General features: G+C 72.2%; 22 protein-coding genes. 7 read left to right on the forward strand and 15 right to left on the reverse strand.

What is annotated here, in order from left to right:
• Positions 1-43 precede the first annotated feature (43 nt).
• Entirely contained in the window at positions 44-913 is an 870-nt protein-coding gene (locus OQ02_RS01340) for a LysR family transcriptional regulator (protein WP_033436902.1), read from the reverse strand.
• A 65-nt stretch (positions 914-978) separates the two neighbouring features.
• On the opposite strand from OQ02_RS01340, the gene OQ02_RS01345 reads away from it, so the two are divergent.
• Positions 979-1,728 (forward strand): class I SAM-dependent methyltransferase, encoded by a 750-nt coding sequence (locus OQ02_RS01345; protein ID WP_033436320.1) that lies wholly within the window; start codon positions 979-981, stop codon positions 1,726-1,728.
• A gap of 25 nt (positions 1,729-1,753) precedes the next feature.
• Positions 1,754-1,939, forward strand: coding sequence for a hypothetical protein (locus tag OQ02_RS01350; RefSeq protein ID WP_033436321.1), 186 nt, complete (start codon positions 1,754-1,756; stop codon positions 1,937-1,939).
• 1 nt (position 1,940) lies between these two features.
• Here OQ02_RS01350 and OQ02_RS01355 read toward each other — a convergent pair whose 3' ends face one another.
• From OQ02_RS01355 to macS, 8 genes are all read right to left on the reverse strand, one after another.
• On the reverse strand, positions 1,941-3,119 hold the full coding sequence (locus tag OQ02_RS01355) for a glycine C-acetyltransferase (protein WP_033436322.1): 1,179 nt from the start codon (positions 3,117-3,119) through the stop codon (positions 1,941-1,943).
• The gene (gene tdh / locus OQ02_RS01360) at positions 3,119-4,153 is read right to left on the reverse strand and encodes an L-threonine 3-dehydrogenase (protein ID WP_033436323.1); all 1,035 of its coding nucleotides are present in this window, start codon (positions 4,151-4,153) and stop codon (positions 3,119-3,121) included. The genes OQ02_RS01355 and tdh overlap by 1 nt, the downstream gene beginning before the upstream one ends.
• A 36-nt stretch (positions 4,154-4,189) precedes the next feature.
• Positions 4,190-5,653: an SDR family oxidoreductase gene (locus OQ02_RS01365; RefSeq protein WP_033436324.1), complete on the reverse strand. Its 1,464-nt coding sequence runs from the start codon at positions 5,651-5,653 to the stop codon at positions 4,190-4,192.
• Positions 5,654-5,851: 198 nt separating this feature from the next.
• The gene (locus tag OQ02_RS01370; protein ID WP_081915320.1) at positions 5,852-6,352 is read right to left on the reverse strand and encodes a hypothetical protein; all 501 of its coding nucleotides are present in this window, start codon (positions 6,350-6,352) and stop codon (positions 5,852-5,854) included.
• Complete coding sequence (locus OQ02_RS01375) at positions 6,349-6,669, reverse strand: type II toxin-antitoxin system TacA family antitoxin (RefSeq protein ID WP_197043187.1); 321 nt, start codon at positions 6,667-6,669, stop codon at positions 6,349-6,351. The genes OQ02_RS01370 and OQ02_RS01375 overlap by 4 nt, the downstream gene beginning before the upstream one ends.
• Positions 6,670-6,687: 18 nt before the next feature.
• Entirely contained in the window at positions 6,688-7,275 is a 588-nt protein-coding gene (locus tag OQ02_RS01380) for a DUF1707 SHOCT-like domain-containing protein (RefSeq protein WP_033436326.1), read from the reverse strand.
• A 3-nt stretch (positions 7,276-7,278) separates the two neighbouring features.
• Positions 7,279-7,929, reverse strand: a complete 651-nt coding sequence (locus tag OQ02_RS01385) for a response regulator (protein WP_033436327.1) — start codon at positions 7,927-7,929, stop codon at positions 7,279-7,281.
• The gene (gene macS, locus OQ02_RS01390; RefSeq protein WP_033436328.1) at positions 7,926-9,032 is read right to left on the reverse strand and encodes a MacS family sensor histidine kinase; all 1,107 of its coding nucleotides are present in this window, start codon (positions 9,030-9,032) and stop codon (positions 7,926-7,928) included. Before macS ends, OQ02_RS01385 begins: the two co-directional genes overlap by 4 nt.
• Positions 9,033-9,235: 203 nt before the next feature.
• On the opposite strand from macS, the gene OQ02_RS01395 reads away from it, so the two are divergent.
• A complete protein-coding gene (locus OQ02_RS01395; RefSeq protein WP_033436329.1) occupies positions 9,236-10,432 on the forward strand; it encodes a GGDEF domain-containing protein in 1,197 nt (398 codons plus the stop codon).
• A gap of 1 nt (position 10,433) precedes the next feature.
• Here OQ02_RS01395 and OQ02_RS01400 read toward each other — a convergent pair whose 3' ends face one another.
• Entirely contained in the window at positions 10,434-11,627 is a 1,194-nt protein-coding gene (locus OQ02_RS01400) for an AI-2E family transporter (protein ID WP_081915379.1), read from the reverse strand.
• Between the two features lie 140 nt (positions 11,628-11,767).
• On the opposite strand from OQ02_RS01400, the gene OQ02_RS01405 reads away from it, so the two are divergent.
• From OQ02_RS01405 to OQ02_RS01415, 3 genes are all read left to right on the forward strand, one after another.
• Positions 11,768-14,134, forward strand: a complete 2,367-nt coding sequence (locus OQ02_RS01405; RefSeq protein ID WP_231499824.1) for a hypothetical protein — start codon at positions 11,768-11,770, stop codon at positions 14,132-14,134.
• A gap of 168 nt (positions 14,135-14,302) precedes the next feature.
• The gene (locus OQ02_RS01410) at positions 14,303-15,157 is read left to right on the forward strand and encodes a hypothetical protein (RefSeq protein ID WP_033436331.1); all 855 of its coding nucleotides are present in this window, start codon (positions 14,303-14,305) and stop codon (positions 15,155-15,157) included.
• Positions 15,158-15,356: 199 nt separating this feature from the next.
• Positions 15,357-18,737 carry a hypothetical protein gene (locus OQ02_RS01415; protein ID WP_156076831.1) on the forward strand — a complete coding sequence of 1,127 codons (3,381 nt, stop codon included), beginning with the start codon at positions 15,357-15,359 and terminating at the stop codon, positions 18,735-18,737.
• A 63-nt stretch (positions 18,738-18,800) separates the two neighbouring features.
• On the opposite strand, the gene OQ02_RS01420 is transcribed toward OQ02_RS01415, so the two are convergent.
• The 4 genes from OQ02_RS01420 to OQ02_RS01435 form a co-directional block, all read right to left on the reverse strand.
• Entirely contained in the window at positions 18,801-19,568 is a 768-nt protein-coding gene (locus OQ02_RS01420) for a diguanylate cyclase domain-containing protein (RefSeq protein WP_231499825.1), read from the reverse strand.
• Positions 19,569-19,649: 81 nt separating this feature from the next.
• Positions 19,650-20,534, reverse strand: coding sequence for an exonuclease domain-containing protein (locus OQ02_RS40690; RefSeq protein WP_051771485.1), 885 nt, complete (start codon positions 20,532-20,534; stop codon positions 19,650-19,652).
• Positions 20,535-20,553: 19 nt separating this feature from the next.
• Positions 20,554-21,117, reverse strand: coding sequence for a TetR/AcrR family transcriptional regulator (locus tag OQ02_RS01430; RefSeq protein WP_033436334.1), 564 nt, complete (start codon positions 21,115-21,117; stop codon positions 20,554-20,556).
• Positions 21,118-21,242: 125 nt separating this feature from the next.
• On the reverse strand, positions 21,243-21,800 hold the full coding sequence (locus OQ02_RS01435) for a hypothetical protein (protein WP_033436335.1): 558 nt from the start codon (positions 21,798-21,800) through the stop codon (positions 21,243-21,245).
• A 70-nt stretch (positions 21,801-21,870) separates the two neighbouring features.
• On the opposite strand from OQ02_RS01435, the gene OQ02_RS01440 reads away from it, so the two are divergent.
• On the forward strand, positions 21,871-22,395 hold the full coding sequence (locus OQ02_RS01440) for a GNAT family N-acetyltransferase (protein ID WP_051771488.1): 525 nt from the start codon (positions 21,871-21,873) through the stop codon (positions 22,393-22,395).
• Between the two features lie 204 nt (positions 22,396-22,599).
• On the opposite strand, the gene dnaB is transcribed toward OQ02_RS01440, so the two are convergent.
• Positions 22,600-25,011 (reverse strand): replicative DNA helicase, encoded by a 2,412-nt coding sequence (dnaB, locus tag OQ02_RS01445; RefSeq protein WP_033436337.1) that lies wholly within the window; start codon positions 25,009-25,011, stop codon positions 22,600-22,602.
• Positions 25,012-25,320 lie beyond the last annotated feature (309 nt).

Consider the following 25,320-nt stretch of genomic DNA (forward strand, 5'->3'; position numbering starts at 1 on the left):
CGGCGGTCAGGCTGATCCGGACGCACGGTGACCGCCCCGCGCACTAGCGCACGGCGTCCAGCAGCGCGTCGCGCACCAGCCTGATCAACGGGTGCTCCTCGCTGCCCCGCCGCACCGCCGCGACCACCCGCCGCAGCGGGGCCGTGCCGCAGACGGGCACGCCTCGCACCGCGTTGCGCGGTACCAAGGCAACGCCGGCACCGGCGCGCACCAACGCGCCGATGGCCCGGAAGTCGTCGGACGTGTGCGTGATCCGCGGCGCGAAGCCGGCGTGCTCGCAGGCCTGCTGCACGACGTCCCGCACCGGGTTGCCGGGCAGCGTCACCACCCAGTCGTCGTCGGCCAGCTCCGCCAGGTCGACGTCCGGCTGCCCCTCCAACCGGTGCTCCGGCGGCAGGACCACGTCGAACGGCTCGGTGTACAGGGGGAACCGGGTCAGCCGCCGGTCGTCCGTCCGCAGCCGGTACTCCTCGGTGATGGCCAGGTCGATCTCGCCGTCCAGCAGCAGCGGCACGCTGGCGTGCCCCTCCACGTCCCGCACCCGCAGCGTCACGCCCGGCGCGGCCACCCGCAACGCCGCCAGCGCGGGCGCCACCACCTGCGTGATCGCGGACGCGAAGCTGCCCACCTCCACCGGCCCGGTGCTGCCCGACGTGAACGCGGCCAACGTCGCCTCGGCCCGTTCCAGCTCCGCCGCCACCGCGTTGGCGTGCCGGACCAGCAGCTCACCGGCCGCCGTCAACGACACCCGCCGCCCACGCCGCCGCAGCAGCGACTGCCCCACCTCGGACTCCAACGCCGCCAACTGCTGCGACACCGCGGACGGCGTGAGGTGCAACGCCTGCGCCGCCGCGGTCACGGTGCCGTGGTCGGCGAGCGCGCGCAGCACCCGGAGCCGTCGTGGGTCGATCACCGGCACATCCTCACCCACGGCGAAATGCCGGTGCGGGGGAAACCGCCACCTGCCACCCTCGTGCCATGCCGACGTTCGAGGACCTCGTCGCCGAGGGCGAAGCAGTGCCGACCGAGGGCTGGGACTTCTCCTGGTTCACGGGTCGCGCGACGGAGCAGCGACCGTCGTGGGGTTACGCGCGCCTGCTCGCCGACCGGATGGCGAAGGCCGGGGCGGCGCTCGACCTCCAGACCGGCGGCGGCGAGGTGCTGGCCGCGATCCCGGTGGCGCCACCGGTCCTGGCGGCGACCGAGTCCTGGCCGCCGAACCTCGACATCGCCCGGCGCGCGCTGGCGAAGTTCGACGCCGACGTGCGCGAGGTCGACGACGCGGCGGACCTGCCGTTCCCGTCCGACCACTTCGACCTGGTGGTCGCCAGGCACCCGGTGCTGACCCGCTGGGACGAGGTGCGCCGGGTGCTGCGGCCGGGCGGCGCCCACCTGTCCCAGCAGGTCGGCGCGGGCTCGGTGCGGGAGCTGACCGACCTCATGATGGGCCCGCAGCCGGTGGACCCCGGCCGGAGCCCGCTGGTGCTCGTGGCCCAGGCGGAGGAGGCCGGGCTGGAGGTCGTCGACGTGCGCCAGGAAGCCCTCCGGATGGAGTTCCACGACATCGCGGCGGTGGTCCACTTCCTGCGCAAGGTCATCTGGATCGTCCCCGGCTTCACCGCGGACGCCTACCGCGACCGCCTGGCCCGGCTGCACGACTTCATCGAGCGCCACGGCCCGTTCGTGGCGCACTCCCAGCGGATTTTGATCGAGGCCGTCAAGCGGTAGCGCGCCGGGTGCGGTACCAAGGGGCATGCGTCGGAACCGCACCCCGGAATTGGTCATCACGGGCCTCGGCCTGCTGGTCCTGGTCGTGTTCGGGATCGTCTGGCCCAGCATCCGGGCGGGCGGGTTCGCGGTGAGCGGCGCGGTGGTCATCGGCGCGATCATCGTGCCCGCGATCCTGCTCGTGTTCCTCGGCATCTGGGGCAGGCGCTAGCTCACATGTGGGCTCGTGCGGCCACGAACGCGTCCACCGCCCGGTTCACGTCGTCGGTCGTGTGCGCGGCCGACATCTGCGTCCGGATCCTCGCCTTGCCGTGCGGCACGACCGGGTACGAGAAGCCGATCACGTAGATGCCCCGCTCCAGCAGCAGGTCGGCCATCCGGGACGCCTTCGCCGCGTCACCGATCATCACCGGGATGATCGGGTGCTCCCCCGGCAGCAGGTCGAAGCCCTCTTCGGTCATCCGCGACCGGAACAGGGCGGTGTTCTCGCGCAGCCGGGTCAGCAGCTCACCGGACGAGCTGAGCAGGTCGAGCGCGGTGATCGCGGCGGCCGTGATCGACGGCGCCAGCGAGTTGGAGAACAGGTACGGCCGTGACCGCTGCCGCAGCATCTCCACGATCTCCGCCCGCCCGGACGTGTACCCGCCGCTGGCGCCGCCGAGCGCCTTGCCGAGCGTGCCGGTGACGATGTCCACCCGGTCCTGGACGCCGAACAGCTCCGGCGTGCCGCGGCCGTTCGGGCCGGTGAAGCCGACGGCGTGCGAGTCGTCCACCATCACCAGCGCGTCGTACCGGTCGGCCAGGTCGCAGATCTCGTCCAGCGGGGCCAGGTAGCCGTCCATCGAGAACACGCCGTCGGTGGCGATCAGCCGGTACCGGGCGTCGGCGGAGTCCTTGAGCTGCCGCTCCAGGTCGTCCATGTCCCGGTTCTTGTACCGGTACCGCCGGGCCTTCGCCAGCCGCACGCCGTCGATGATCGACGCGTGGTTCAGCTCGTCGGAGATGATCGCGTCGTCGGCGCCGAGCAGGGTCTCGAACAGGCCGCCGTTGGCGTCGAAGCAGGAGCTGTAGAGGATGGTGTCCTCGGTGCCGAGGAATTCGGAGAGCCGCAGCTCCAGCTCCTTGTGCGGCTCCTGCGTGCCGCAGATGAACCGCACCGACGCCATGCCGAAGCCCCACCGGTCCAACGCCTCGTGCGCGGCCTCCACCAGGCGCGGGTGGTCGGCCAGGCCCAGGTAGTTGTTGGCGCAGAAGTTCAGCACCTCGGCGCCGGAGCCGACGCGGACGGCGGCGTTCTGCGGCGTGCCGATCACCCGTTCCGCCTTGTAGAGCCCGGCCGCCCGGATCTCGTCCAGGCCGGTCCGCAGGTCCTCGCGCATCGCGCCGTACATCAGTGAGCTCCCGTCCAGTCGAGGATGACCTTGCCGCACTTGCCCTCGCGAGCCGTCGCGAACGCCTCTTCGAACGCCGTGAAGTCGAACCGGTGCGTGATCACCGGGGTCAGGTCGAGGCCGCGTTGCAGCAGGACCGACATCGAGTACCAGGTCTCGAACATCTCCCGGCCGTAGATGCCCTTGATCTGGAGCATCTTCAGCACGACGCTGCTCCAGTCGACCGCGAACTCCTCGGCGGGCAGGCCCAGCATCGCGATCCGGCCGCCGTGCGTCATGTTGGCGATCATGTCCCGCAGGGCGACGGGCTTGCCGGACATCTCCATGCCGACGTCGAAGCCCTCGGACAGGCCGAGTTCGGTCTGCGCTTCGGCGATGGTGCGCTCGGCGACGTTCAGCGCGAGGTCGACGCCGACCTTCCGGGCCAGGTCGAGCCGGTGCTCGCTGATGTCGGTGATCACGACGTTGCGCGCGCCGGCGTGCTTGGCCACGGCCGCCGCCATGATCCCGATCGGGCCGGCGCCGGTGATCAGCACGTCCTCGCCGATGACCGGGAACGACAGCGCGGTGTGCACGGCGTTGCCGAACGGGTCGAAGATCGCCGCCACGTCGAGGTCGACGGCGGTGCGGTGCACCCAGGCGTTCTGCTCGGGCAGCACCACGTACTGCGCGAACGCGCCGTCGCTGTGCACGCCGAGGCCGCGCGTGTTGGCGCACAGGTGGCGGCGGCCGGCCTTGCAGTTCCGGCACGTGCCGCAGACCAGGTGCCCCTCGCCGCTGACGAGGTCCCCGACCTTCACCCCGGTCACCGAGGCGCCGGTCTCCACCACCTCGCCGACGAACTCGTGCCCGAGCACGAGCGGCGCCTTGATGTTGTGCGCGGCCCAGTCGTCCCACGAGTCGATGTGCAGGTCGGTGCCGCAGATGCCGGCGCGCAGCACCCGCACCACGACGTCACCCGGGCCGGGGGTGGGGTCCGGGACGTCGGTCAAGGACAGTCCCGGCCCGGCGGTCGCCTTGACCAGTGCCTTCATGCCGGCGAGTGTGCCCGCGCACGCTTGTGCAGTCCATCAGGACTTTCTGAATTCACTCGTAAGCGCAGCTTCACTGGCGATGTTGCGGGCCATGCCGCCGAACACCACACCGTGGAACGGCCACACCAGCCACCAGTACACGTGCCCGGCCAGCCCGCGCGGCACGAACACCGCCCGCTGCCGGTAGGTCGACCCGCCGCCGTCCGCCGCCGTGACCCGCAGCTCCAGCCAGGCCGACCCCGGCACCCGCATCTCCGCGCGCAACCGCAGCAGCCGCCCGCGGTCGAGCTCCTCCACCCGCCAGAAGTCCAGCGCCTCGCCCACGTGCAGGCGCCGGGGATCACGCCGCCCGCGCCGCAGACCGACCCCGCCGACCAACCGGTCCAGCCACCCGCGCACCGCCCAGGCCAGCGGGAACGAGTACCAGCCGTGCTCGCCGCCGATGCCCTCCACGACCTGCCACAGCCGTTCCGGTGAGGCGGCGGTCCGCCGTTCCCGCACGTCGACGTACGAGGAGCCGCCGGACCACTCGGGGTCCGTCGGCAGCGGGTCGGCGGGCGCGCCCGGCACCGACGCGCCCGACCAGCGGGTCTCCACGTCCGCGTCGCGGACCTTCGTCAGCGCGGAGGCCACCGCCTGGTCGTAGCCGGTGTTCCCGCCCGGCAGGAACGTCTCGATGTCGTGCTCCCGGCACACCACCTCGTGCACCAGCGACTCGATCAACGGCGCGGCGATCGAGCGCGGCACGGGCGTGACCAGGTTGACCCAGTGGGCGGACAGGCGCGGCGTGAGCACCGGCACGGGCAGGACGCGCCGCCGGCGCAGGCCGGCCACCTCGGCGTACCGGAGCATCATGTCCAGGTAGGTCAGCACGTCCGGGCCGCCGATGTCGAACGTCCGGTTCACCTCGGCCGGCAGCCCCACCGCCTCGACCAGGTACCGCAGCACGTCCCGCACCGCGATCGGCTGGACCCGGTTGCGCACCCAGCGCGGCGTGATCATGACCGGCAGCCGTTCGGCGAGGTAGCGCAGCATCTCGAAGCTCGCCGAACCAGACCCGATGACCACGGCCGCTTGCAGCACCACGGAGGGCACCGGGCTGCGCAGGAACACGTCCCCGACCTCTTTGCGCGAGGCGAGGTGGGGCGACAACGCCACCCCCGGCGGGTGCAGCCCGCCCAGGTAGACGATCCGCTGCACCCCCGCGTCCGCCGCAGCGCGTGCTGTGTTCTCCGCAGCACGCCGGTCCGCGTCGGCGAAGTTCGGATCGCTCAACGAGTGCACTAGGTAGTGCACGACGTCGACGTCGCGCATCGCCGCGTCCAGGGACGCCGGGTCGAGCACGTCGCCGCGCACGACCTCCACCTGCCCCGCCCACGGCACGTCCCGCAGCTTGCGCGGGTCGCGGACCAGGCACCTGACCCGGTGGCCCGCCGCGACCAGCCGGGGCACGAGCCGTCCGCCGAGGTAGCCGGTCGCGCCGGTGACGAGGCAGTGCACGTCACGATCCTCGCCGGACCGCGGTCACCTCGCACGGCGGGAAAGCGGTGGTCACGAGGAACGGCAGGGCGGTGTGCACGGTGTCGCAGAACGGGTCGAAGATCGCCGCAACGCCCAGGTCGACGGCGTCGGCCTCGATGTTGTGCGGCCCGGTCGAGGACGGTTTCGGCCTGGCGCAGGTGATCGGGCAGCCCCCTGTCAGCCGAATGCCCGTCGAATCGTCGCGATCTTGATCACCAGCCGGTGGGGGGTGTCGGCTACGGGTGTGAACTGGTACTTCCGGTAGAACGCTGCGGCGCTCTCGTCGATCGCGTCCACGACGAGCAGTCGTCCGGACGCGAGATCGGCGACCTGCGCGACCCGGCTCAGCGCGTCGTAAAGGAGCTCCGCGCCATGCCCCCTGCCGTGCAGGGTTTTGTCGAGAGCGAGTTTGGCCAGCAGGTATCCGGGCACCGAGGCGTTGACGCCACCCGCGAGCGCGCTTGTCAGCCCTCTCCTCGCCGCCAAATACGGGGTGAGTGAGTAGTAGGCCACGACCCGGTTGTTGCCGAGCGGGGTCCACACATGTGTGCGTGCTGTACCTCGTCGGTCCGCGTCGATGGCATGGGTCTTGAGCCAGTGGTCGAGCACCGGCACACCGCAGCCGAACTCGGTCGGATCGTGTTCCGGCGTCAGTGCCGTCGAGTTCCAGTCGATCACTTGCGCGTGAACCTGCGCGACCTGGTGGCCAGTTCGGCGAGTGCGGGAGCGTCGTCCGGGATGTCCAAGGTGGCCATGAGCTCGTCGAACTGCTCGGCAGGCATCATCGTCACGTTGGTGTGCCCGAGCACCTTCTCCGCAGCGGCGATCGCGGCTCCGAGGACGAAGGCGCTGGTGGATTGTCGGGTCAACTCGGCTGCCTCTTCGAGTTGCGCTTTGGTGACGGGATCGAGTCGAAGCTCTAGACGGGCATCTTTGTGCGACACGCCGCCAATGTACGTACTTCGTCCGGACGGCGCGACTGCGGTGGTGATCAACCACCCGATCGTGCGAGGTCACGCGCTCCGGAGCCAGCGGGCCTTCTTCTTCTTGATCTCCACGTTGCCCGCGCGCACGTGACCGTGCACCACGAAGTGCGGCCGGCCGTTCGAGCCCGTGCCCACCTTGTCCTTCAGGGTGCTCGCGGCCAGCTCGACGCCGTCCGCGTCCACCGTCGCGCCCTCCGGCAGCACCAGCTTCACCGACCCGGCCGTCACGTCCAGCTCGATGTCCACCACCGAGTGCGGGATGGAGGCTTCGCGGAAGTCCAGGTCCGTCGTCCCCATCCGGCTGCGCACGACGAGCTGCCGCGGCACCGCCCACGCACCCTTGCGGTTGACGGTGGACATGGTGGCCTTCAGCTCCTGCCGGTCCTGCGGCACGGGCATCACCTGCTCGTGGTTCACCACGCCCGGCAGGTCCAGCAGCACCGAGTTCAGCTGCCCCCGCGTCCGCGCCGCCAGCGCCGTGTCGGTGCGCTCGGTGAACTCGTCCAACGTGATCAGCCCCCGGCCGATCGCCTTCTGCAGGATCTCGACGACGTGCTCGCGCTCGCCGTCGGACACCCGGTAGTCCTTCGGATCGGTCATCGCGGGTTCGGTCATGGCTCAGCCCTCCGGCTCGACGTCCAGTCCGTGCTCGATCGCGTACCGCGCCAGCTCGACGCGGTTGTGCAGTTGAAGCTTGCGCAGGGTGGACTGCACGTGGTTCTCCACCGTCCGGTGCGAGATGACCAGCCGGTTCGCGATCTGCCGCGCCGTCAGCCCCTTCGCCACCAGCCGCAGCACCTCGGTCTCCCGCTCGGTGAGCTGCGGCTTGTCCTCGTCCGGCGTGGCGGCCATCCGCCGGTACTCGCCGAGCACCAGCCCGGCCAGGCCGGCGGTGAACACCGCGTCACCGGCCGCCGTCCGGTTCACCGCCTCCACCAGCTCCTCGGCCGACGCCGACTTCACCAGGTAGCCGGACGCGCCCGCCTTCACCGCCTCCAGCACGTCGCTGTGCTCACCGCTGGCCGACAGCACCAGCACCCTGGTGCCCTCCAGCGCGCCGGTGATCATCGTGGTCGCCTCGACCCCCGTGGTCTCACCGAGGTTCAGGTCCATCAGCACCACGTCCGGCCGCACCGCGCGGGCGATCCGCACCGCCGACGCGGCGTCACCGGCCGTCGCGACGACCTCGAAGCCGCGTTCGGCCAAGTCGCGCGCGACACCGTCACGCCACAGTGGGTGGTCGTCCACCACCATCACGGAAACGCTCATCGGTAGACCCGCACCTCCCACTCGGTGCCCTCCCCCGGCCCCGTTTGCAGCTCCAGGGTCCCACGAAGCGCCTCCACCCGGCCCCGGATGGACTGGGCGACACCCATTCGCCCTTCCGCCTCGGCGGACGCGAGCCGACCGTCGGGGATGCCGGGGCCGTCGTCGCGGATGCTCAGCACGACCTCTTCGCCGAGGTCTTCGAGCAGCACCCACGCCCGCGCGTCCGCTCCCGCGTGCTTGTCCACGTTGGACAAAGCCTCCCGCACGACGGCGGTCAGCTCGAACGCCGTCGCGGCCGGCAGCATCACCTGCGTGGCCGGCGTGGACACCTGGACCCGGGGGGTGGCGAGCAGTTGCAGCGCCGGCCGCAGGTCCGCGTCGCCGTCCACAGTGGACTCGGTCGGCGCGGCGGCCACCAGCGACCGCAGCGCCACCTCCTGCTCACCGGCCAGCTCGGCGAGTTCCGCCGCCTCACCGCCGAGCTCGCTACCGCGCTTGCGCACCCGCGCCAGCACCTGCAGCACACCGTCGTGAATGGACCGGGCCAGCCGTTCCCGCTCCGCCGTCGCCGCCTCGGTCCGCAACGCCTGCGCCAACCGCACCGCCGAACGACGCGCCGTGGTCGACGCCATGCCGACCACGAAACCCGCGGCGGTCAGCAGCACCACGTCCCGCACCAGGTCGACGGTGAGCCCGGCGCGGTTGAGGTACGTGCTCAACCCCACCGCGAACCCGGACAGCGCGCCCGCGACCTGCCCGCCGAGCGCACCCGCCGCCACCGGCGGCCCGGCCGCCCAGATGGTGGTGATCAGCGGGACGTTGAAGAGGAACTGGGAGTCCGTCATGATCAACGGCGACAGGGACATCAGCCCGCACGCCACCAGCAGGTCCGCGACCACGACCCACGGCCGCCGCCCGCTCTCCCGGCTGTAGGCGTGGACGGTGAACGCCGACCACAGGACCATCGCCCCGACCGCCGACCACGCGAGCCACTCGCGCTCGTAGTCGTCGCGCTGGACCAGGACGTTCCCCAGGGCGAACAGGAACGTCACTATGCGTAGAGCAACCGTTCCCCGCCAGAGGTGCGCGACCGGGTCCTCCATCACCGATGGAGCCTGATCGGTTGGCTTTGTGTGCACAGTGTGCTCCCTTCGCACCCAATCTTGCCGTGTCCGAGTGGCGTGGCTAACCCCCAGGTGGCCGTCTGTTCCGACATCGACATCTGTGGAAGGCTGACGGAGGTCACGGAGCGTGACCTCGGGGGAGGGGACGCTCGCAGGCTGCTGCTGGCGAGGGAGGGCTCAGCGTGCGCCGCTGGCCACTGTGGACGCTCAAGCGGTCCGCGCTGGTCTACTGGCTGCTCGTCGACCTCGGCGCACTGGCCGTCGTCGTCTTCGCGATCGTGTCGTCACCCCAGCCGACACCGGCTGAGATCGGCCGGTTCGCGGCCGTCGCGGGCACCGCCGGCGCCGTGATCATCGGCAGTTCGATCTACAGCCACCGGGTGGGCGAGCCCGAGCGGAACCCGTGGGCCGCGCACCTCTGCTACCTGACCGCGGGCCTGGTGGCGTTGCCGAGCAACCTGCTCGTGCTGCTGCTCTTCGGCCCCGCGCTGCACGGCGTGCTGGCGCAACGCCCCGAGTCGCACCGCTGGGTGTTCACCCTCTCCGCGACCGCGCTGGCCGTGTTCAGCACCCGCTACGTCATCGGCTGGGCCCAGCCGAGCACGGACCTGGCGGTCATGGTGCTCGGCGCGACGGTGCTGCTGGTGGTCCGGGCGGGCGTGATCGCGCTCGGCCTGAAGCTGCGCAACCCGAGCGCGCCCGGCGAGGAGGTCGTCGGCGAGCCGATCGACGTCGTGCTGGGCATCGTCGCGGTGAGCATCGGCGGCCTGATGGGCTTCTCCTCCGCCACCACCGCGGTCCACGCGCTGATGGCCGGGCCGCCGCTGGCCCTGCTGGAACGCGCCGCGCAGCTGCCGCACTGGCGGCGTTCCGCGCAGCGCGACGCGAAGACCGGCCTGGCCAACGCCGTGCACTGGGACGGCCGCGCGCGGTACGAGCTGTCGAAGGCGCGGACCCGCAGCCGGCCGATGGCCGTGATGCTGCTCGACCTCGACCACTTCAAGCGGGTGAACGACGAGGTCGGCCACCTCGCGGGCGACTCGGCGCTGAGCGCGGTGGCGCTGCTGCTCACCAACACCGTCCGCAGCGGCGACCTGGTCGGGCGGTTCGGCGGTGAGGAGTTCGTCGTGCTGCTGCCCGACGCGGAACCGGCCATCGCGCGTTCCGTGGCGCAACGCGTGCGGCACGCCGTGGCCGACCTGGCCGTGCCCACGGTCGGCACGGACGGCAGGGAACACCTGCTCACGGGGCTGACGGTGAGCATCGGCGTGGCCACCACCCAGCGGTTCGGCTACGAGCTGCCGGACCTGCTGGTCGCGGCCGACGCCGCGCTGCTCGCCGCCAAGGGCTACGGCCGCAACCTGGTCGAGATGGCCTGACCTACTGCTTCCCGCTGTGGTCCGAGTCGGGTTCCTCCCGGTCGTCGACGTCCTCGACCCGTTCACCGCCGGTGTCCACGGGACCGCTCTCCTGCGGTTCGAGGACGTCGACCTGGCGCGGCTCGACGGCCCGGTCCGACTCCGACAGCAACGACCTGATCCCCGAGTTCAGCACCGCCAGCAGCGGCACGGACAGCAACGCGCCCGCGATGCCGCTGACGACCAAGCCGGCGGTGATCGCCAGCACCACCGCCAACGGGTGCAGCTTCACCGCGCGTCCCAGCAGCAGCGGTTGCAGCACGTGGCTCTCCAGCTGCATCACCCCGATGAGCACCGCCAGGATGATCAACGCCTCCAGTGGCCCGTTGGCCACCAGCGCCACCAGCACCGCCACCGCGCCGGTGATCACCGCGCCCACGATCGGGATGAACGCGCCGAGGAAGACCAGCGCCGACAGCGGCACCACCAGCGGGACGTCCACGATCCACAGGCCGATGCCCACGCCGACCGCGTCCACCACCGCGACCAGCGCCGTTGCGCGCACGTACGACACGAGCGAGGAGAACCCGCGCCGCCCCGCCACGTCGGCCCGCTCGCGCACGTCGCGCGGCACGATCCGGATCATGAACTTCCAGATCCCGTCGCCGTCGTGCAGGAAGAAGATGAGCGTGAAGAGCGCGAGGATGAACCCGGTCAGCAGCTCGCCGACGGTGGCGGCCGTGGTGAGCGCGCCGGACGTGATCTCGGACTGGTTCTCCTTGACCGTCTCGACGACCTTGTCGAGGTACTGCTGGAGCTGGAGGTCGCTCAGGTGCAGCGGGCCGTCCTTGAGCCAGCCGCGGATCGTGTCGAGGCTCGCGCTGACCTGCTCCTGCAGCTGCGGCAGGCCCTTGGAGAACTCGGTGATGACGAACGTGAGCACACCGCCGACGACCGCGATGCCGCCGACCAGCACCACGCCCGTGGCCAGCCCGCGCGGCATGCCGGACCGGGTCAGCTGCGAGACCGCCGGCGACAGCAACGCCGCCAGCAACAGCGCCACCCCGGTCGGGATGACGATCGTGGCCAGGAACCCGACCACCTGGAACACCACGTAGAGGGCGGCGACCACCGCCACGAACCGCCAGCTCAACGCCGCTGACACCCGCAGCAGTCGCGGCACCCTCTTGCCGATCTCCGCTTCCGTCCCCGTCACGCCGATCACGGTAGCCCGCACCGACCGCGAGAGTGTGCTGGTCGGACATGGCGGGTGTCGCGTCGGGGCATGTCGAACCACACGTTTCGGCTTCCGGCAAACCCTGGCGCGACCCACGCCACGAGTGATCGGATCGCACCGTGACCGCCGACGACCCCGCCAACACCGCCGCGACCGTCGACGCCGAGCCCGCCGCAGCCGCCGAGCCCGCAGACATCGCCAAGCCCGCAGACACCCCCGTTGCGGTCGAACCCGCCCGGATCGCCGCCGCCACCGCCCCGTCCGCCGCCACCGCCCCGTCCGCCACCACCAGACGAGCCGCCGCCACCCCTCGGAGCGTCGAAGACGCCGTGCGCGCCGCGTTCGCCGCCGGACGCCCGCTGCGGTTCGACCCGAAGGCACCCAAGCGCGAGCGCACCGTCCGGGGCGAACTCCTGTCGTCCCTCCTCGCCGACGGCCCCCGGAACGCCGCCCTCCGCCTGGTCGGCGCGAACGTCGTCGGCCTGTTCGCGGTCGAGGGTGCTCGGGTCGAGCACGTGATCGACTTCCTCGACTGCACCTTCGAACGGCCACCGGACCTCCGGATGGCACGCCTGATCGGCCTGCGGATGCGCGGCTGCAAGGTGCCCGGCCTGTGGGGTCGGAACCTGCGCGTCGCCAGCGACCTGGTGCTGGAGGCCGGTTTCACCAGCGACGGCGTGGTCGACCTGACCGACGCCACGGTCGACGGCACGTTCCGGCTGGCCGGCGCCGTGCTGCGGAGCAAGGGCGGCGACCACGCCCTGCTCGCCGCCCGCATCCGGCTGTCCGGCTCCCTCCAGGCCATCGCGCTGCGCGCGGGCGGTGAGGTGCGGTTGCGCGGCGCGAACGTCGGCGGGAACGTGCACCTCGGCGGCGCGCGCCTGCTCAACGCCGGCCAGAACGCCCTCGACGCCACCGGCGCCACCATCGCGGGCAACCTGTTCTGCGACGCCGAGGGCGGCCGGTTCACCGCCGAGGGCCGCATCCTGCTCGACGGCGCGCGCGTCGGTGGCAGCGTCGTGTTCTCCGGCGCCCGCCTGCACGCCAGCGTGGTCGACCGCCCGGTCCTGGTGATCCCGCGCGGCACGGCCGACGAGGCCGCCGCGCTCGTCGCCGACCGCCTCCGGGTCGACGGCAACGTGGAACTGGACGACGGCTTCACCTCGTCCGGCACGGTCCGCCTGCCCAACGCCGACATCGGCGGCTACCTGCGGCTGTCCGGCGCGGTGATCGGCCGGAAGGACGTGGTGCGGGAGCAGACCGATCACACCGGCGACCAGCGCATCCCGGTGGCCCTGCACGCCGACGGCATCCGGGTGCGGGGCGACCTCGAAGCGCGCGGCGCGGTCGACGGCGGCTTCAAGGGCGACGGCGAACGCGACTCCGCCCTGTGCGCGTACGGGCAGGTGCGCCTGGTGGACGCGCACGTGCGGGGCAGCGCGTCGCTCTCCGGCGTCCAGCTGCACGGCCCCGGCATCGACGTCCTGTTCGCCGACCGCCTCCGGGTCGGCGGCACCCTGTTCCTCCGCGACCTGCGCGCCCGCGGCTCACTGCGCCTCCAGAACGCCGAGATCGGCTCCACCCTCGACTGCTCCGGCGCGTCCCTGCTCGCACCGCGCCGCCGCCCGGACGGCACCGTGAAACCGTCGCTGGACGCCCGCGTCGCCACCATCGGCAAGGACTTCCTGTGCAGCCACGGCTTCACCGCCGTCGGCGGCGTGCGGACCAGGCTGGCCGAGGTCGGCAAGATGGCCACGTTCGCCGGTGCCCGGCTGGGCGGTCCGGGCAGCGACATCGCGCTGAACGCCTACGGGCTCACGGTGAGCCAGCTCGTGCTGCGGCTGTCCGAGGACCGCACCCCGGTCGGCCGGGTCGTGCTGACCAGGGTGCGCGCGACGACGGTGCTGGACGGGCCGGGCCTGTGGGCCGCGACGGGCGGTGTGGACGTGGAGGACTTCACGTTCAGCTCGATCTCGTCCACGCCGCACGTCGGCGTGCGCACCCGGCTGCGGTGGCTGCGCGAGGTGCAGCCGGACTTCGCGCCGGGACCGTACGAGCAGCTGGCGGCGGTGTACCGGGACGGCGGCGAGGAGGAGCTGGCGCAGGCCGTGCAGCTGGAGAAGCAGCACCGGCGCTACTCGGAACTCGGTGTCGCGGGCCGGGTGTGGGGCTTCCTCCAGCGCTGGACGGTCGGCTACGGCTACCGGCCGTGGCTCGCGATCGCCTGGCTGGCCGCGTTCTGGCTGGCCGGCTCGGGGTGGTTCCTCGGCCACGAGATGCCGAAGCTGAACGAGGACGAGTCGCCGTCGTGGAACGCGTGGCTGCTGTCGATGGACCTGCTGATCCCGATCGTGGACCTCGGCCAGGACGGCAAGTGGCGGTTCAGCGGCGCCTCGCAGTGGATCTCCAGCACGCTGATCGCGGTGGGCTGGATCCTGGCGTCCACGGCCGCCGCCGGCGCGGCACGGGTGCTCAAGCGCGTCTGATCACACGCCGTGACGGTCGACAACACGGAGTGTTCGTCACACGATACGGCGAACAGGGCGGCGATCGAGTGCGCCGGCGACGCACCTACTGGCACGCTCTCGTCGTCGGCTTGATCACCGGATCACGTCGCCGGCGAAACCCAGGGCTTCCAGGCGGAGGTAGCAGCGATGTCGCACGTCGACCAGCGAGAGGGATCGGGGGCGAGCCGCGTTCGGCGGCTGCTCTCCCGCGCCCTGCTGGTCGTCGGCGGCACGCTGGCCGGCTCCGCCGCCGCCTGGGCGCTGGCCGCGGCTCCGGCGTCGGCGCAGGAACCGGTCGACCAGGTCACCGGCACCACCTCGCTCACCGATGTCACGGTGGCGCGGCACAACCCGTTCGAGGCCACGCTCGACGAGGCCACCCGGACGCCGGTCGGCCGAACCCCGGTCACGCTGGACCAGGTCGTGCCGGTCCCCGTCGGCGAAGCCGTGCGAGAGCTCGACACCACGATCCGCACCCCACGGGTGCGCGAATCCGGCCCGCCTGACATCGGCCGCGTCACCGGAGACCTCCGCGACGCCGTCGAGAACTTCGGCGGCTGGTTCCAGACGCGCACGTCCGAGCAGTCGACCACCGAAGCGGTGGCCGGCGGCGACTCGGCGCAGCGCGTCACCGAGGCCACCCCGGCCGCCACCGCCGCGCCGGTTCCCGCCGGTACCCCGGTGGTGCAAGGGGTGTCCCGCAAGGCCGGCCCGATGTGGCTGGACCTGACCCGGCAGGCGAACACCGCGCTGCCGGCCGACACCGGTTCGTCGCTGCCCGGCGGCCCCTCCGGAATGCCGTTGATGCCGTTCGCGCCGCTCGGCGCGCCGGTCCACTGCTCCTGCGGTGGCGACGCTTCCGGTTCCTCCGGCGGCGGCAACGGCCCGTTCTCGGCCGTCTCGACCGACCGTTTCGACGCCGCGGTGGCCAGGGCTCTGTTCCCCGCCACCGAGCGGAACGTCGTGGCACCGGGCAAGCAGCCCGGCACCACGCCCGACTGACCACAGCGCGCGGTCCGCGGCAGCTCGTCCACGAGCTGACCCGGTGATCGACCGGCGCGCTGTTCGTCTGCGCTGCCTTCCCGGTCGACGTGCCGCGCCTTCCACGCCCCCCGATCAGGGTGGTCGTCCGTCTGTGACGCGGTTTCCGCGTCCGACCACCCCTCACCTCCCGCAAGGGACACCGAAAGAAGGAGAACTCATGCAAACCTGGGCCAAGCGCGGTCTCCAGACCGCACTTGTCACTGGTGGTTTGCTGATGCTCGGTACGGGCATCGCTTCAGCCCAGGACAACGTCAACCCCGACGCACCGCCGAACCCGCTCGACGCGAAGGTGCGCATCCCGGTCGACGTCGACCACAACAACCTGGGCACCCCGGCGGGCAACCGCGACCTGCCGACGATCCACCGCGAGATCGCCACGCCGACCGTCGCGGGCCTGCTCCCCGGCCGCGCCGCCGCACCGGCCAACCCCCTGGTCCGCGGCGCGCAGCACCGGCTGGACTCGGTGGACACGTCGCACCTCACCCGCGGCAACACCGCCGACGCCGACGTGGTCGTGCCGGTCAGCGCGTGCGGCAACGCGATCGCGGCGGGCGGCGACGCCTACAGCGACAACACCTGCACCCGGTCCGTCTCGAGCACCGGCGACACCAAGACCGACGGCTCGTACGGCACCCTGGCCGGCAACGTGGCGCAAGGCGCTGCGGCGGTCTCACCGCAGGTCGACGGCAACGCGATCGCCGCGCTGGCCAACGCCGAGGCCCGCGGCTCCTCCGAGCAGCGGGCGGTCGCGGGCGGTGACGTCCAGACCTCCGGCCAGGACGGCTCGCTGTCCGGCAACATCGCCGCGGTCCAGGGCGCCGTGCCGGTCCAGGTGACCGACAACGCGGTCGCCGCGGGCGGCAACTCGCACACCGACGCCTCGGCGTCCAACAGCACCGCCGCCGGCGGCTCGCTGACCACCACCGGTGACCGCAGCTCCGGCGGCGGCAACGTCCTCGGCGCGCCGCTCGCCCCGATCGTCGCGGTCAGTGGCAACGGTGTCGCCGCCGCGGGCACCGCCGACGCGATCGCCGAGAACCAGGCGTCCGCCGACGCGGGCGACACCCGCGTGAACCGCTACGGCACGCCGATGTGGTCCACCACCTCCGGCAACGGGAGCACCCTCGCCGGCAACACCGTCCAGCCCGCCTTCGCCGGTCCCGTCGCCACCGGCGGCAACGCCCTGACCGGCGGTGGCCTCGCCCGGGTCGACAACTCGATGGAGCACACCGCCGAAGCCGGCGGCAACAGCTCCACCTCCGGCCAGGACTCGGTGCTGTCCGGTAACTTCGCCGACTCGCCGGTGGCGTTGCCGGTGTCCAACGCGGGCAACGCGACGTCCGGCGTCGGCACCACCACGGCCCGGCACTCGAACGAGGCCACCGCGACCGCGGGCGGCGACACGTTCACCAACGGCGACCGGTCCGTCCTGTCGTCCAACGGTGCGCACCTGCCCCCGGCCGGCGCGGTCGACCTGTGCGGCAACGGCACCACCGCGGGCGGCATCGCCGAGGGCGGCTGCCGCAACGACGTCATCGCGGACTCCGGCGGCTACAACGGCACGACCGGCAACGACGCGGTCGGCTCGGGCAACGTCGGCCAGGTCCCGATCGGCGCGCCCGCCGAGGCGTTCGGCAACGGCACCGGCGCGGTGGGCACCCCGTCGGGCCGGGCCACCGAGACCAAGGTCATCCGCTCGGGCCGCGTGCCGACCAGCATCGACGACAACGGCACGGTGTCCAGCAACGTCGTGTCCACCCCGACCGCCCTGGGCGGCCAGGTGTTCGGCAACTCGGGCGGCGCGGTCGCCAACCCGACGTCGCGGACCGACAGCGACACCACGATCGACCTCGGCAACCCGCCGAGCGCCAACGGCCGCCACGGATCGGTGTCGGGCAACGTCGTGCACGCGCCCACCTCGAACCCGGCGCAGGTCTTCGGCGACTCCGTCGTCGGCGTCGGCAACGGCGCGTCCGCCACGAACAACCGGCTCGACTCCCGCTCGGGCGGTTCGGCCATGACCACCGGCGACGAGGGCTCGCTCTCGGGCAACGTGGTGTCGCTGCCGGAATCGTCGTCCCCGCAGGTGTTCGGCAGCGCGGTCGGCGCGGGCGGCAACGCCCGGTCCGACAGCACCAACGACTTCGCCTCCCGCTCCGGTGGCGACGTGCAGACCTCCGGTGACGACGGCTCGTTCTCGGGCAACGGCGTCGGCGCCCAGCCGGCGGTTCCGCTCCAGGTGTTCGGCGACGCCGTCTCGGTCGCCGGCAACGGCACGTCCCGGACGGACAACAAGGCCGGCCTGACCGCCGGCGGCCGGCACCTGACGTCGGGCGAGGACAGCGCGTGGTCCGGCAACCTGGTCACCGCGCCCGCGGGCGTGTCGCCGGCGGTGCACGGTGACGCGGTCAGCGTCGGCGGCCTCGCCGACACCGCGACCGGCAGCCGGTCGTCCAGCCGGTCCGGTGGCGAGACCACCACGTCCGGCTACGGCGCCGCCAGCGCGCGGGACATCGAGGTGCCCACCGAGGCGTTCGCCCGCCTGTTCGGCATCCCGCTGGACGTGCTCGGCACCGCCACCGCCAACACGCAGGACCGCAACGACGTGCGGACCGGCGCGGACAGGGCGGGCGAGGCACCGGCCGTCGGCGTGACCCGGGGCATCGAGCTGCCGGCCTCGGTCGACAGCCTCTTGGGCGCCACCGAGCTGCCGAGCCTGGACATGCTGCAAACGCTGCCGGGGTACCTGATGACGCTCCACACGCCGCGCCTCGGCGGGCTCGAAGGCCTGCCGGTCAAGGGCCTGGCGGGCGTCGACCCGGCGACCCGCGCGGTGGTGGCGCAGGCGCCGAAGCCCGCCGTTGCCGGGCCGACCTCCGGCCTGGACGACGCGACCGCCGTGCTGCCGAAGCTGGAGCTGCCGACCGAGCAGCTGCCCGCCGTGCCGCAGGTGGACGCTCTCGCGCCCGTCACCGACCAGCTGCCGCAGGTCGGTGTGATCGACCCGCTCGGCAAGGTCGAGGACACCCGGCACGCGCTGCCGACGATCGTGGACCGGCTGAGCGGCGTCACCCGTGAGCTGCCCGTCGTGTCCGCGGTGTCGGGCGTGTCCCGCGCCGCGGCGACGCGTTCCGGGATGTCCGGTGCCGAGCTGTCCCGCGCCGCGCGGGCCGACGCCGCCGAGGACCGTTCGTTCGGCGGCACCCTGCCGCTGGTCGGCGACCTGGGCGCCACGCCCGGTCTGCAGCAGCAGCTGCCGCTGAACAGCGTGCCGGTCGTCGGCCGGATCGCCCGCGGCGCGTCCGTCGCGGTCCCGGCCGCGCTGCCGTTCGTGCTGCCGACGCCGGGTCTGGCCCAGCCGCGCACCGCGGCCCCGGCCATGCCGCAGATGGCGTTGACCGGCCTGAACGTCAACCCGCACCAGGGTCTGCGGACGAACGACCTCACGAACCGCACCCAGGCGCCCGCGCTGGCCGGCATCGACGCCCGCACCGTGTTCAACTCGCTCGAGGACACGACCGTGATGCCGCGCATCTGATCCACCACCCTCCCGCGACAGGGCCCCTGGCACGACGTGCCAGGGGCCCTGTCCCGTGTCGGGTCAGGTGCGCAGGCGTTCCTCGACGTGCGCGACCACCGAGTGCGGCGGCGCGTCACCGTCACTGGTCACCCAGCACACCCGCACGCCGGGCCGCACCCGCGCGCCGCCGAGCCGCACCGCGCGACCGGCCAGCTCGTGCACCCGTTCCGCGACCGCCTCACCGCTGCCGTCCGGGTGCTCCGCGACCACGGCGAACGAATCACCGCCGTACCGCGCCACCGTGTAGTCCGCCCGCAAGCCCTCCCGCAGCCGGCGGGCCAGCACCGCGAGCAGCTCGTCACCGCGCCGGAAGCCGTGGGCCGCGTTCACCGCCGCCATCCGGTGCACGTCCACCAGCACCAGCGTCGCCAGCGTCCCCTGCGTCCGGGCGCGGATCAACGCCTGGTCCAGCCGGTCGAGCAGCAGCGCCCGCCCCGGCAGCCCGGTCAGCGCGTCGAGCAGCCCGGCGCTGTGCGGCACGTCCGACTGCACCGGTCGCAGCAGCACCAGGACCTGGCTGCGCGAGGTGATCGGGTGGTAGTCGGCCCAGACCTGGGCGTGCGGCAGCACCACCGGGATCGTCAGCGGCGACCCGGTGCGCAGCACCTGCGCGGCCAGCTCGGCGCAACTGGGCAACGGCGCACCGGAGTCGTCACGGGCCGAGGCGTCGCCGAGCAGCGTCGACGCCAGCCGGTTCGCCGCGAGGACCACGCCGTTCTCGTCCTGGAGCAGCACCCCGACCGGCAGCGCGGAGACGAATTCGTCCCACACCGCAAGCGAAGCCGTCATCTGCACGGTACTCATGGGCTCGTGCCTTCCGCCGAGCGCAGCGCCTGTCCGTGAAGAGCCTCCACTCGGGCCACGGGCTTTTCAATAGGCCCGAGGCCACCCGGTCCGGTGATCTTTGGCCGGCGGTGTAACACCCAGGCTGCCGAGCATCCCGGCGAAGTCCACCTCGGACACGATCGGCACCCGGTACGCCCGCGCCCGCTGCGCCTTGCTCGACAACGTGAACGGGTCCGCGGCCACGAGCACCCTGGTCGCCTTGGTCACGTACCCCTGGCTGACCAGCCCGAGCGCCGCCGCCCGGTCGATCCACTCGTCGCGCGGCGAGCGCATCTGCCCGGTGAACACCACCCGGTCACCGCGGGCCAGCGTGACCGACTCCGACCGTCGCCGCGGCACCGCCGCCGCCCCGCGTCGCACCTCGGCGACATCCCCGCGCAGCGGCACGTCCGGCACCGGCTCGGCGTCCGGCACGCCGAAGCCGACGTAGTGGGCGAACAACCGGGCCGTGGCGCGGGCGTCGTGCAACGCGGAGTGCGCCGATTCGAGCACCACCCCGGCCGCCTCGCAGCACGCCCTCAGCGAACGCCCGACCCGCTCCGGCAGGTACCGGGCGGCGAGCCGCATCGTGCACAGCCCGCCCACCGGCAGGTCCACCCCGATGCGGGCGAACTCGGCGGTCAGGAACCGGGCGTCGAAGGACAGGTTGTGCGCGACGACCACCCGCCCCGCGAGCCGCGCCGCCAACGCGCCGGCCGCGTCCGCGAACGTCGGCGCGTGCCACACGTCCGCCGCCCGGATCCGGTGCACGTGCTGCGGCCCGAGGTCACGTCCGGGGTTGAGCAGGGTGCACCACTCGCCGGTCACCCGACCGGCGGAATCCAGCTGCACGACGGCGACTTCGACGATCCGGTCCGAACCACGCGCGGCGAAGCCGGTCGTCTCCACGTCGACCACGGCGTACTCCATGATCGGCGAAGACTACCGATCATGGTCGTTCCCTCAGCGCGCGGAGCACGAGATCGACGATCGCGTCGACGAAGTCACCGGTCAACGGCGCGGTCCGGAGCAACCAGCGCTGGTAGACCGGCCCCAGCAGCAACTCCACCGCCGCCGACACGTCGACGTCGACCCGCACCTCGCCCGACCGCTTGGCCGCGAGCAGCCGTTCCTCCAGCACCACCCGGCGCGGCATCAGCAGCAACGTCACCAGGTCGGTGCGGGACTCGTGCACCAGCACCCGGCACACCTGGTCGAACCGCCGTTCCGCCGATTCCTCCACCGCGACCAGCAACTCGCGCTTGAGGTCGGCGGCCAGGTCCCCACTGGGCACCGCGTCCGCCCACGCCGGTCCCAGCTCCACGAACGCCTCGAACAGCAGCGGACCCTTGGACGGCCACCACCGGTAGATCGTCTGCTTGCCGACCCCGGCTCGGGCGGCCACCGCCTCGATGGTCAACTTCGAGTAGCCGAGCGCCTCGACCAGTTCCAGCGCGGCCACGAGGATCGCCCGCCTCGAACGGTCGCTGCGCCGCGCCGCGTCGGGTGGCATCCCTTGATCGTATGCGCACTTCTGCGGTCCGGGAACGCTTCGGACTTGAGCTGTCCAGTGCCCGACACCGGGTCGTGCGCCGGATCCCGGGAGCAGTTCGAGTCAGGGCAACGGGTTCGTGCGCGTCACAGCCCGGCGGCTTCGACCAGGTAATCGCGTTCGTAGTCGCGCAGCTCCGCGCCTTCCGGCAGTCCGTCGTCGGCCGGCAGCCGGCGCACCCACTCCGCGTCGGCTGCGAACGCCGCCCGGCACAGGGCTCGTTCGGGGTGGTCCTCCTCCCGACCACTCATCGCCAGGGCCGCCGCGTTGTCGGGGTCGGTCGGCTCGGACAGGGCCGCGGCCACCAGCACGACGTCGAACAGACGACCACGGCGGGGCACCGAGGGGTCGGCCGCGAGTCGCAGCAGGAACGGCACGACCGCCGGCATCACGGCACTGATGCGCATCGGCCCTGACATCACCAGCAGGCTCAGCGCGCGCTCGGCTTCCTCGGCCGTGTCGGGATCGAGCAGGCCGCGCAGCACGACCGGGACGTCCTCCGGGCAGCCGGGGATCGCCGACCACGCCACGTCCTCGCACCCCACCAGCGCGAGGTGCCGGGGAGGCTCCCGCACGAGGTGCGGGTACGCCACAGTCAGCTCCGCGACCGCCGCGACCGCCGCCTCATGATCTACTTCGCACACCGGGACACCTCTCCACCCACCACCGCGGTGATGGCGTTCGCGGGCTTCCGACCATGAAAGCATCGGCAGCGTGGTCGAGCTCCGAGACGCGACGCAAGCCGACGCCCACGCCATCGCCGACGTGCTCGTGCGGTCCTGGCGCGCCGCGTACCGAGGTCTGCTCCCCGACGACGTGCTGGCCGGCCTGTCCGTCCCCGAGCGGGAGGAGTTCTGGTCGAAGGTCCTCACCGCCCGCGCTCCGCGCACCGGCGCGGTCGTCGCCACGATCGCCGACGCCGTCGTCGGCTTCGCCTCGACCGGCCCGCCGCTCGTGCCCGCCGACCGCGCCGACCCAGCGCTCGGCGACCTCTACGCGCTGTACCTGGCACCCGACGTCTGGCGACGCGGCATCGGCACCCTGCTCCACGCCGCCGCCCTCGACCGGCTCCGGTCCGCCGGCTTCACCCACGCCGGCTTGTGGGTCCTCGACACCAACGAACCCGCCCTGCGCTTCTACCACCGCAACGGCTGGACGGACACCGGACGTTCCCAGCTCGACCGCGGACCCGGCGGCACCGAGCTGACCGAACTGCGCCTCCACCACGACCTGACCTGACCGACAGCGGAGGGAACGACGGCAAGCCCCGGTGACGTCGACGCGCTGCTGCGCATCATGCCCGCCGACTTCGGCGCCGACGAACGGGTCGACTGGGCAGCGGTCGAGGCGGGACTGGGCACCTCCCTGCCCACCGACCATGGGGACGTGCGGGCGCCTTCGTCCACCACCAAGAGCAGCAACGGCGGTTCGACGCCGGTCCCGTCAGCCCTGGGCGAGGTCGGCGAAACGGCTGTAGTGCAGCTGGTGGGCGACGGTGATGGTGGCGGTGGGGCCGGCGCGGTGCTTGGCGATGATCAGGTCCGCCTCGCCGGCCCGCGGGTCGTCCCGCTCCCACGCGTCCGGGCGGTTGATCAGGATCACCATGTCGGCGTCCTGCTCCAGCGAACCGGATTCACGCAGGTCGGACAGCTGCGGACGCTTGTCGGTGCGTTGTTCCGGGCCACGGTTCAGCTGGCTGATCGCGATGACCGGCACCTCCAGCTCCTTGGCGATGAGCTTCAGGTTCCGGGAGAACTCGGACACCTCCTGCTGCCGCGACTCGGTCCGCTTGCCCGACGACATCAGCTGGAGGTAGTCGACGACCACCAGCCGCAGGTCGTGGCGCTGCTTCAACCGCCTCGCCTTGGCCCGGATCTCCATCATGGTCAGGTTCGGCGAGTCGTCCACGAACAGCGGCGCCTCGCTGATCTCGCTCATCCGCCGGGCGAGCCTCGTCCAGTCGTCATCGCTCATCCGCCCACCGCGCATGTCACCGAGCCTGATCCGCGCCTCGGCGGACAGCATGCGCATGACGATCTCGGTCCGCGACATTTCCAGCGAGAAGATCGCACTGGTCAACCCGTGCTTCACCGAGCACGACCGCGCGAAGTCGAGTCCCAGGGTCGAGTTGTGGGTCGGGATCATCGACCGGCCGGCGAGGTAGAGGTGGTCGGCGTTGTCCACCTCGACGCAGCGCACCGGCACACTCGGGATCGGGCGGACGTCGACGATGAACCGCGACCCGGTTCGGACCGCGCTCCGGCTGCGCCGCCGTTCCTTGAGCACCAGTCGCTTCCGCTCCAGGTGGAACACGTCGTCGTCGGTGCCGAAGGTCAGGACGTAGGCGGTGGAAGTGAGCTCGCCGCGCCCGCGAACCCGCTTGGTGGTGGTCGAGCACCGGTAGCCGAGGCTCACCACCAATTCACGGACGTCTTCGGCGAGGCGCCGGTCGGTCACCGCGAACTGCACGGACCCGCCGGCCGTCACCGTGCCGTCGGTGTCGAGCAGCCCCGCCAGCAGCGCCCGCCGTTGTGCGACGGATGCCCGCAGGTAAGTCGTCGGGATGTGCTTGTCCCCCAGCACGCCGAGGCCGCGCAGAAGCGCCTGCACCGGGCTCGACGTGGGCGAACCGGGAACGGGCAGCTCGATGTCGTGGAGCAGTCCGCCCCGAGGCACGACGTCGTAGCCCTCGGCCTCGATGTTCCACGCGATCTCGGGATCCGCCGCGGTGAACCTGGAGCTCGCGGGGTGTCCGTCACCCAACCACGCGCCGAGCGTGTACGGACCGATGGGCAGCGACGCGTCCGGCAGGTCCAGCGGTCGGGTGGTGGACACCGAGTGGTTGAGCCGTCGGTCCGCCGTCTCGCAGCGCAGGCTCGCGGCGATCTCCTGCGTCGTGCGGACACCACCGATGGCGCGCTGTCGCCCCACCTCGGTCTCCCGTGCCGAACGGCGTGACGCCCTGGTCTCGGTGAGCCACTGGTGTTCGCCATCGGCCACCAGCACCGAGCCGTCGGAGAACTCGACCTCGTAGCACGGCCTGCCACGCATCACCTCGGTCGCGGCCACCACCGTCGTGGGCCGGCCGTCGGCGCCGATGAGCCGGTCGCCCACGGCGACCTCGCCCATGGTCGTCCACCCGGTGGGGGTGACGAGAGGGGTGTCGAGCGCGAGGGCCTTGCCCACACCCGGCCGGGCCGCGACGATGATCATCTGCCCGGGGTGGAGGCCGTTGGTCAGCTCGTCCAGGTCGGCGAAGCCGGTGGGGATGCCGAGGGACGAGCCGCCGCGCGAGGCGATGGCGTCGATCTCGTCCATGGTCGGCTGGAGCAGCTCCTCCAGCACCACGTAGTCCTCGGTGGTGCGGCGCTCGGTGACCTCGTAGATCGCGGCCTGCGCCCGGTCGACCACCTCGTCCACGTCGGCGCCCTCGGCGCCGTTGTAGCCCAGCTGGACGATCCGCGTCCCGGCCTCGACCAACCGCCGCAGCACCGCCTTCTCCGCCACGATCTCGGCGTAGTAGGACGCGTTCGCGGCCGTCGGCACGGTGGCGATGAGGGTGTGCAGGTACGGGGCGCCGCCGACGCGCAGCAGCTCACCCCGGCGCTCCAGCTCGGCCGACACCGTGATCGGGTCCGCCGGCTCACCCCGCCCGTACAGGTCGAGGACGCAGTCGTACACGGCCTGGTGAGCGGGCCGGTAGAAGTCGTTGGGCGCCAGGACCTCGACCACGTCGGCGATCGCGTCCTTGCTCAGCAGCATCCCGCCCAGCACCGACTGCTCGGCGGCGAGGTCCTGCGGCGGCTGCCGTTCGAAGCCGGGCTCGGCCATGCCCCGGTCGTCCACCAGCGCCACCGTGAGCTCACCCCATTCTGCTGCCGTGCGGATGTTGTACCCCGTGGGTCCGACAATTTCGGCTAGGCCACGCCCGGCGATCCAGCGACGCTAGAGCCACCTGGATGGCGTAGGCAAACGAGCCTGTGGACAAGCCGGTGGACAGCTTGGGGATGGTCGCGCCGAGCTGACCACAGGCCTGGGGAAAGCTGTGGACAACCTGGGTACAACTCGGCCCTGAACAAAAGTATCCGCAGGTCAAACCCTGTGGATAAGTTTGTGGAAAAGTAGTGGGTCACACCTTCGGCGTGTCGCGTGTGACCGTCGGCA

This window comes from Saccharothrix sp. NRRL B-16314 (assembly GCF_000716595.1).
In the GTDB taxonomy this organism is placed as follows: Bacteria; Actinomycetota; Actinomycetes; order Mycobacteriales; family Pseudonocardiaceae; genus Actinosynnema.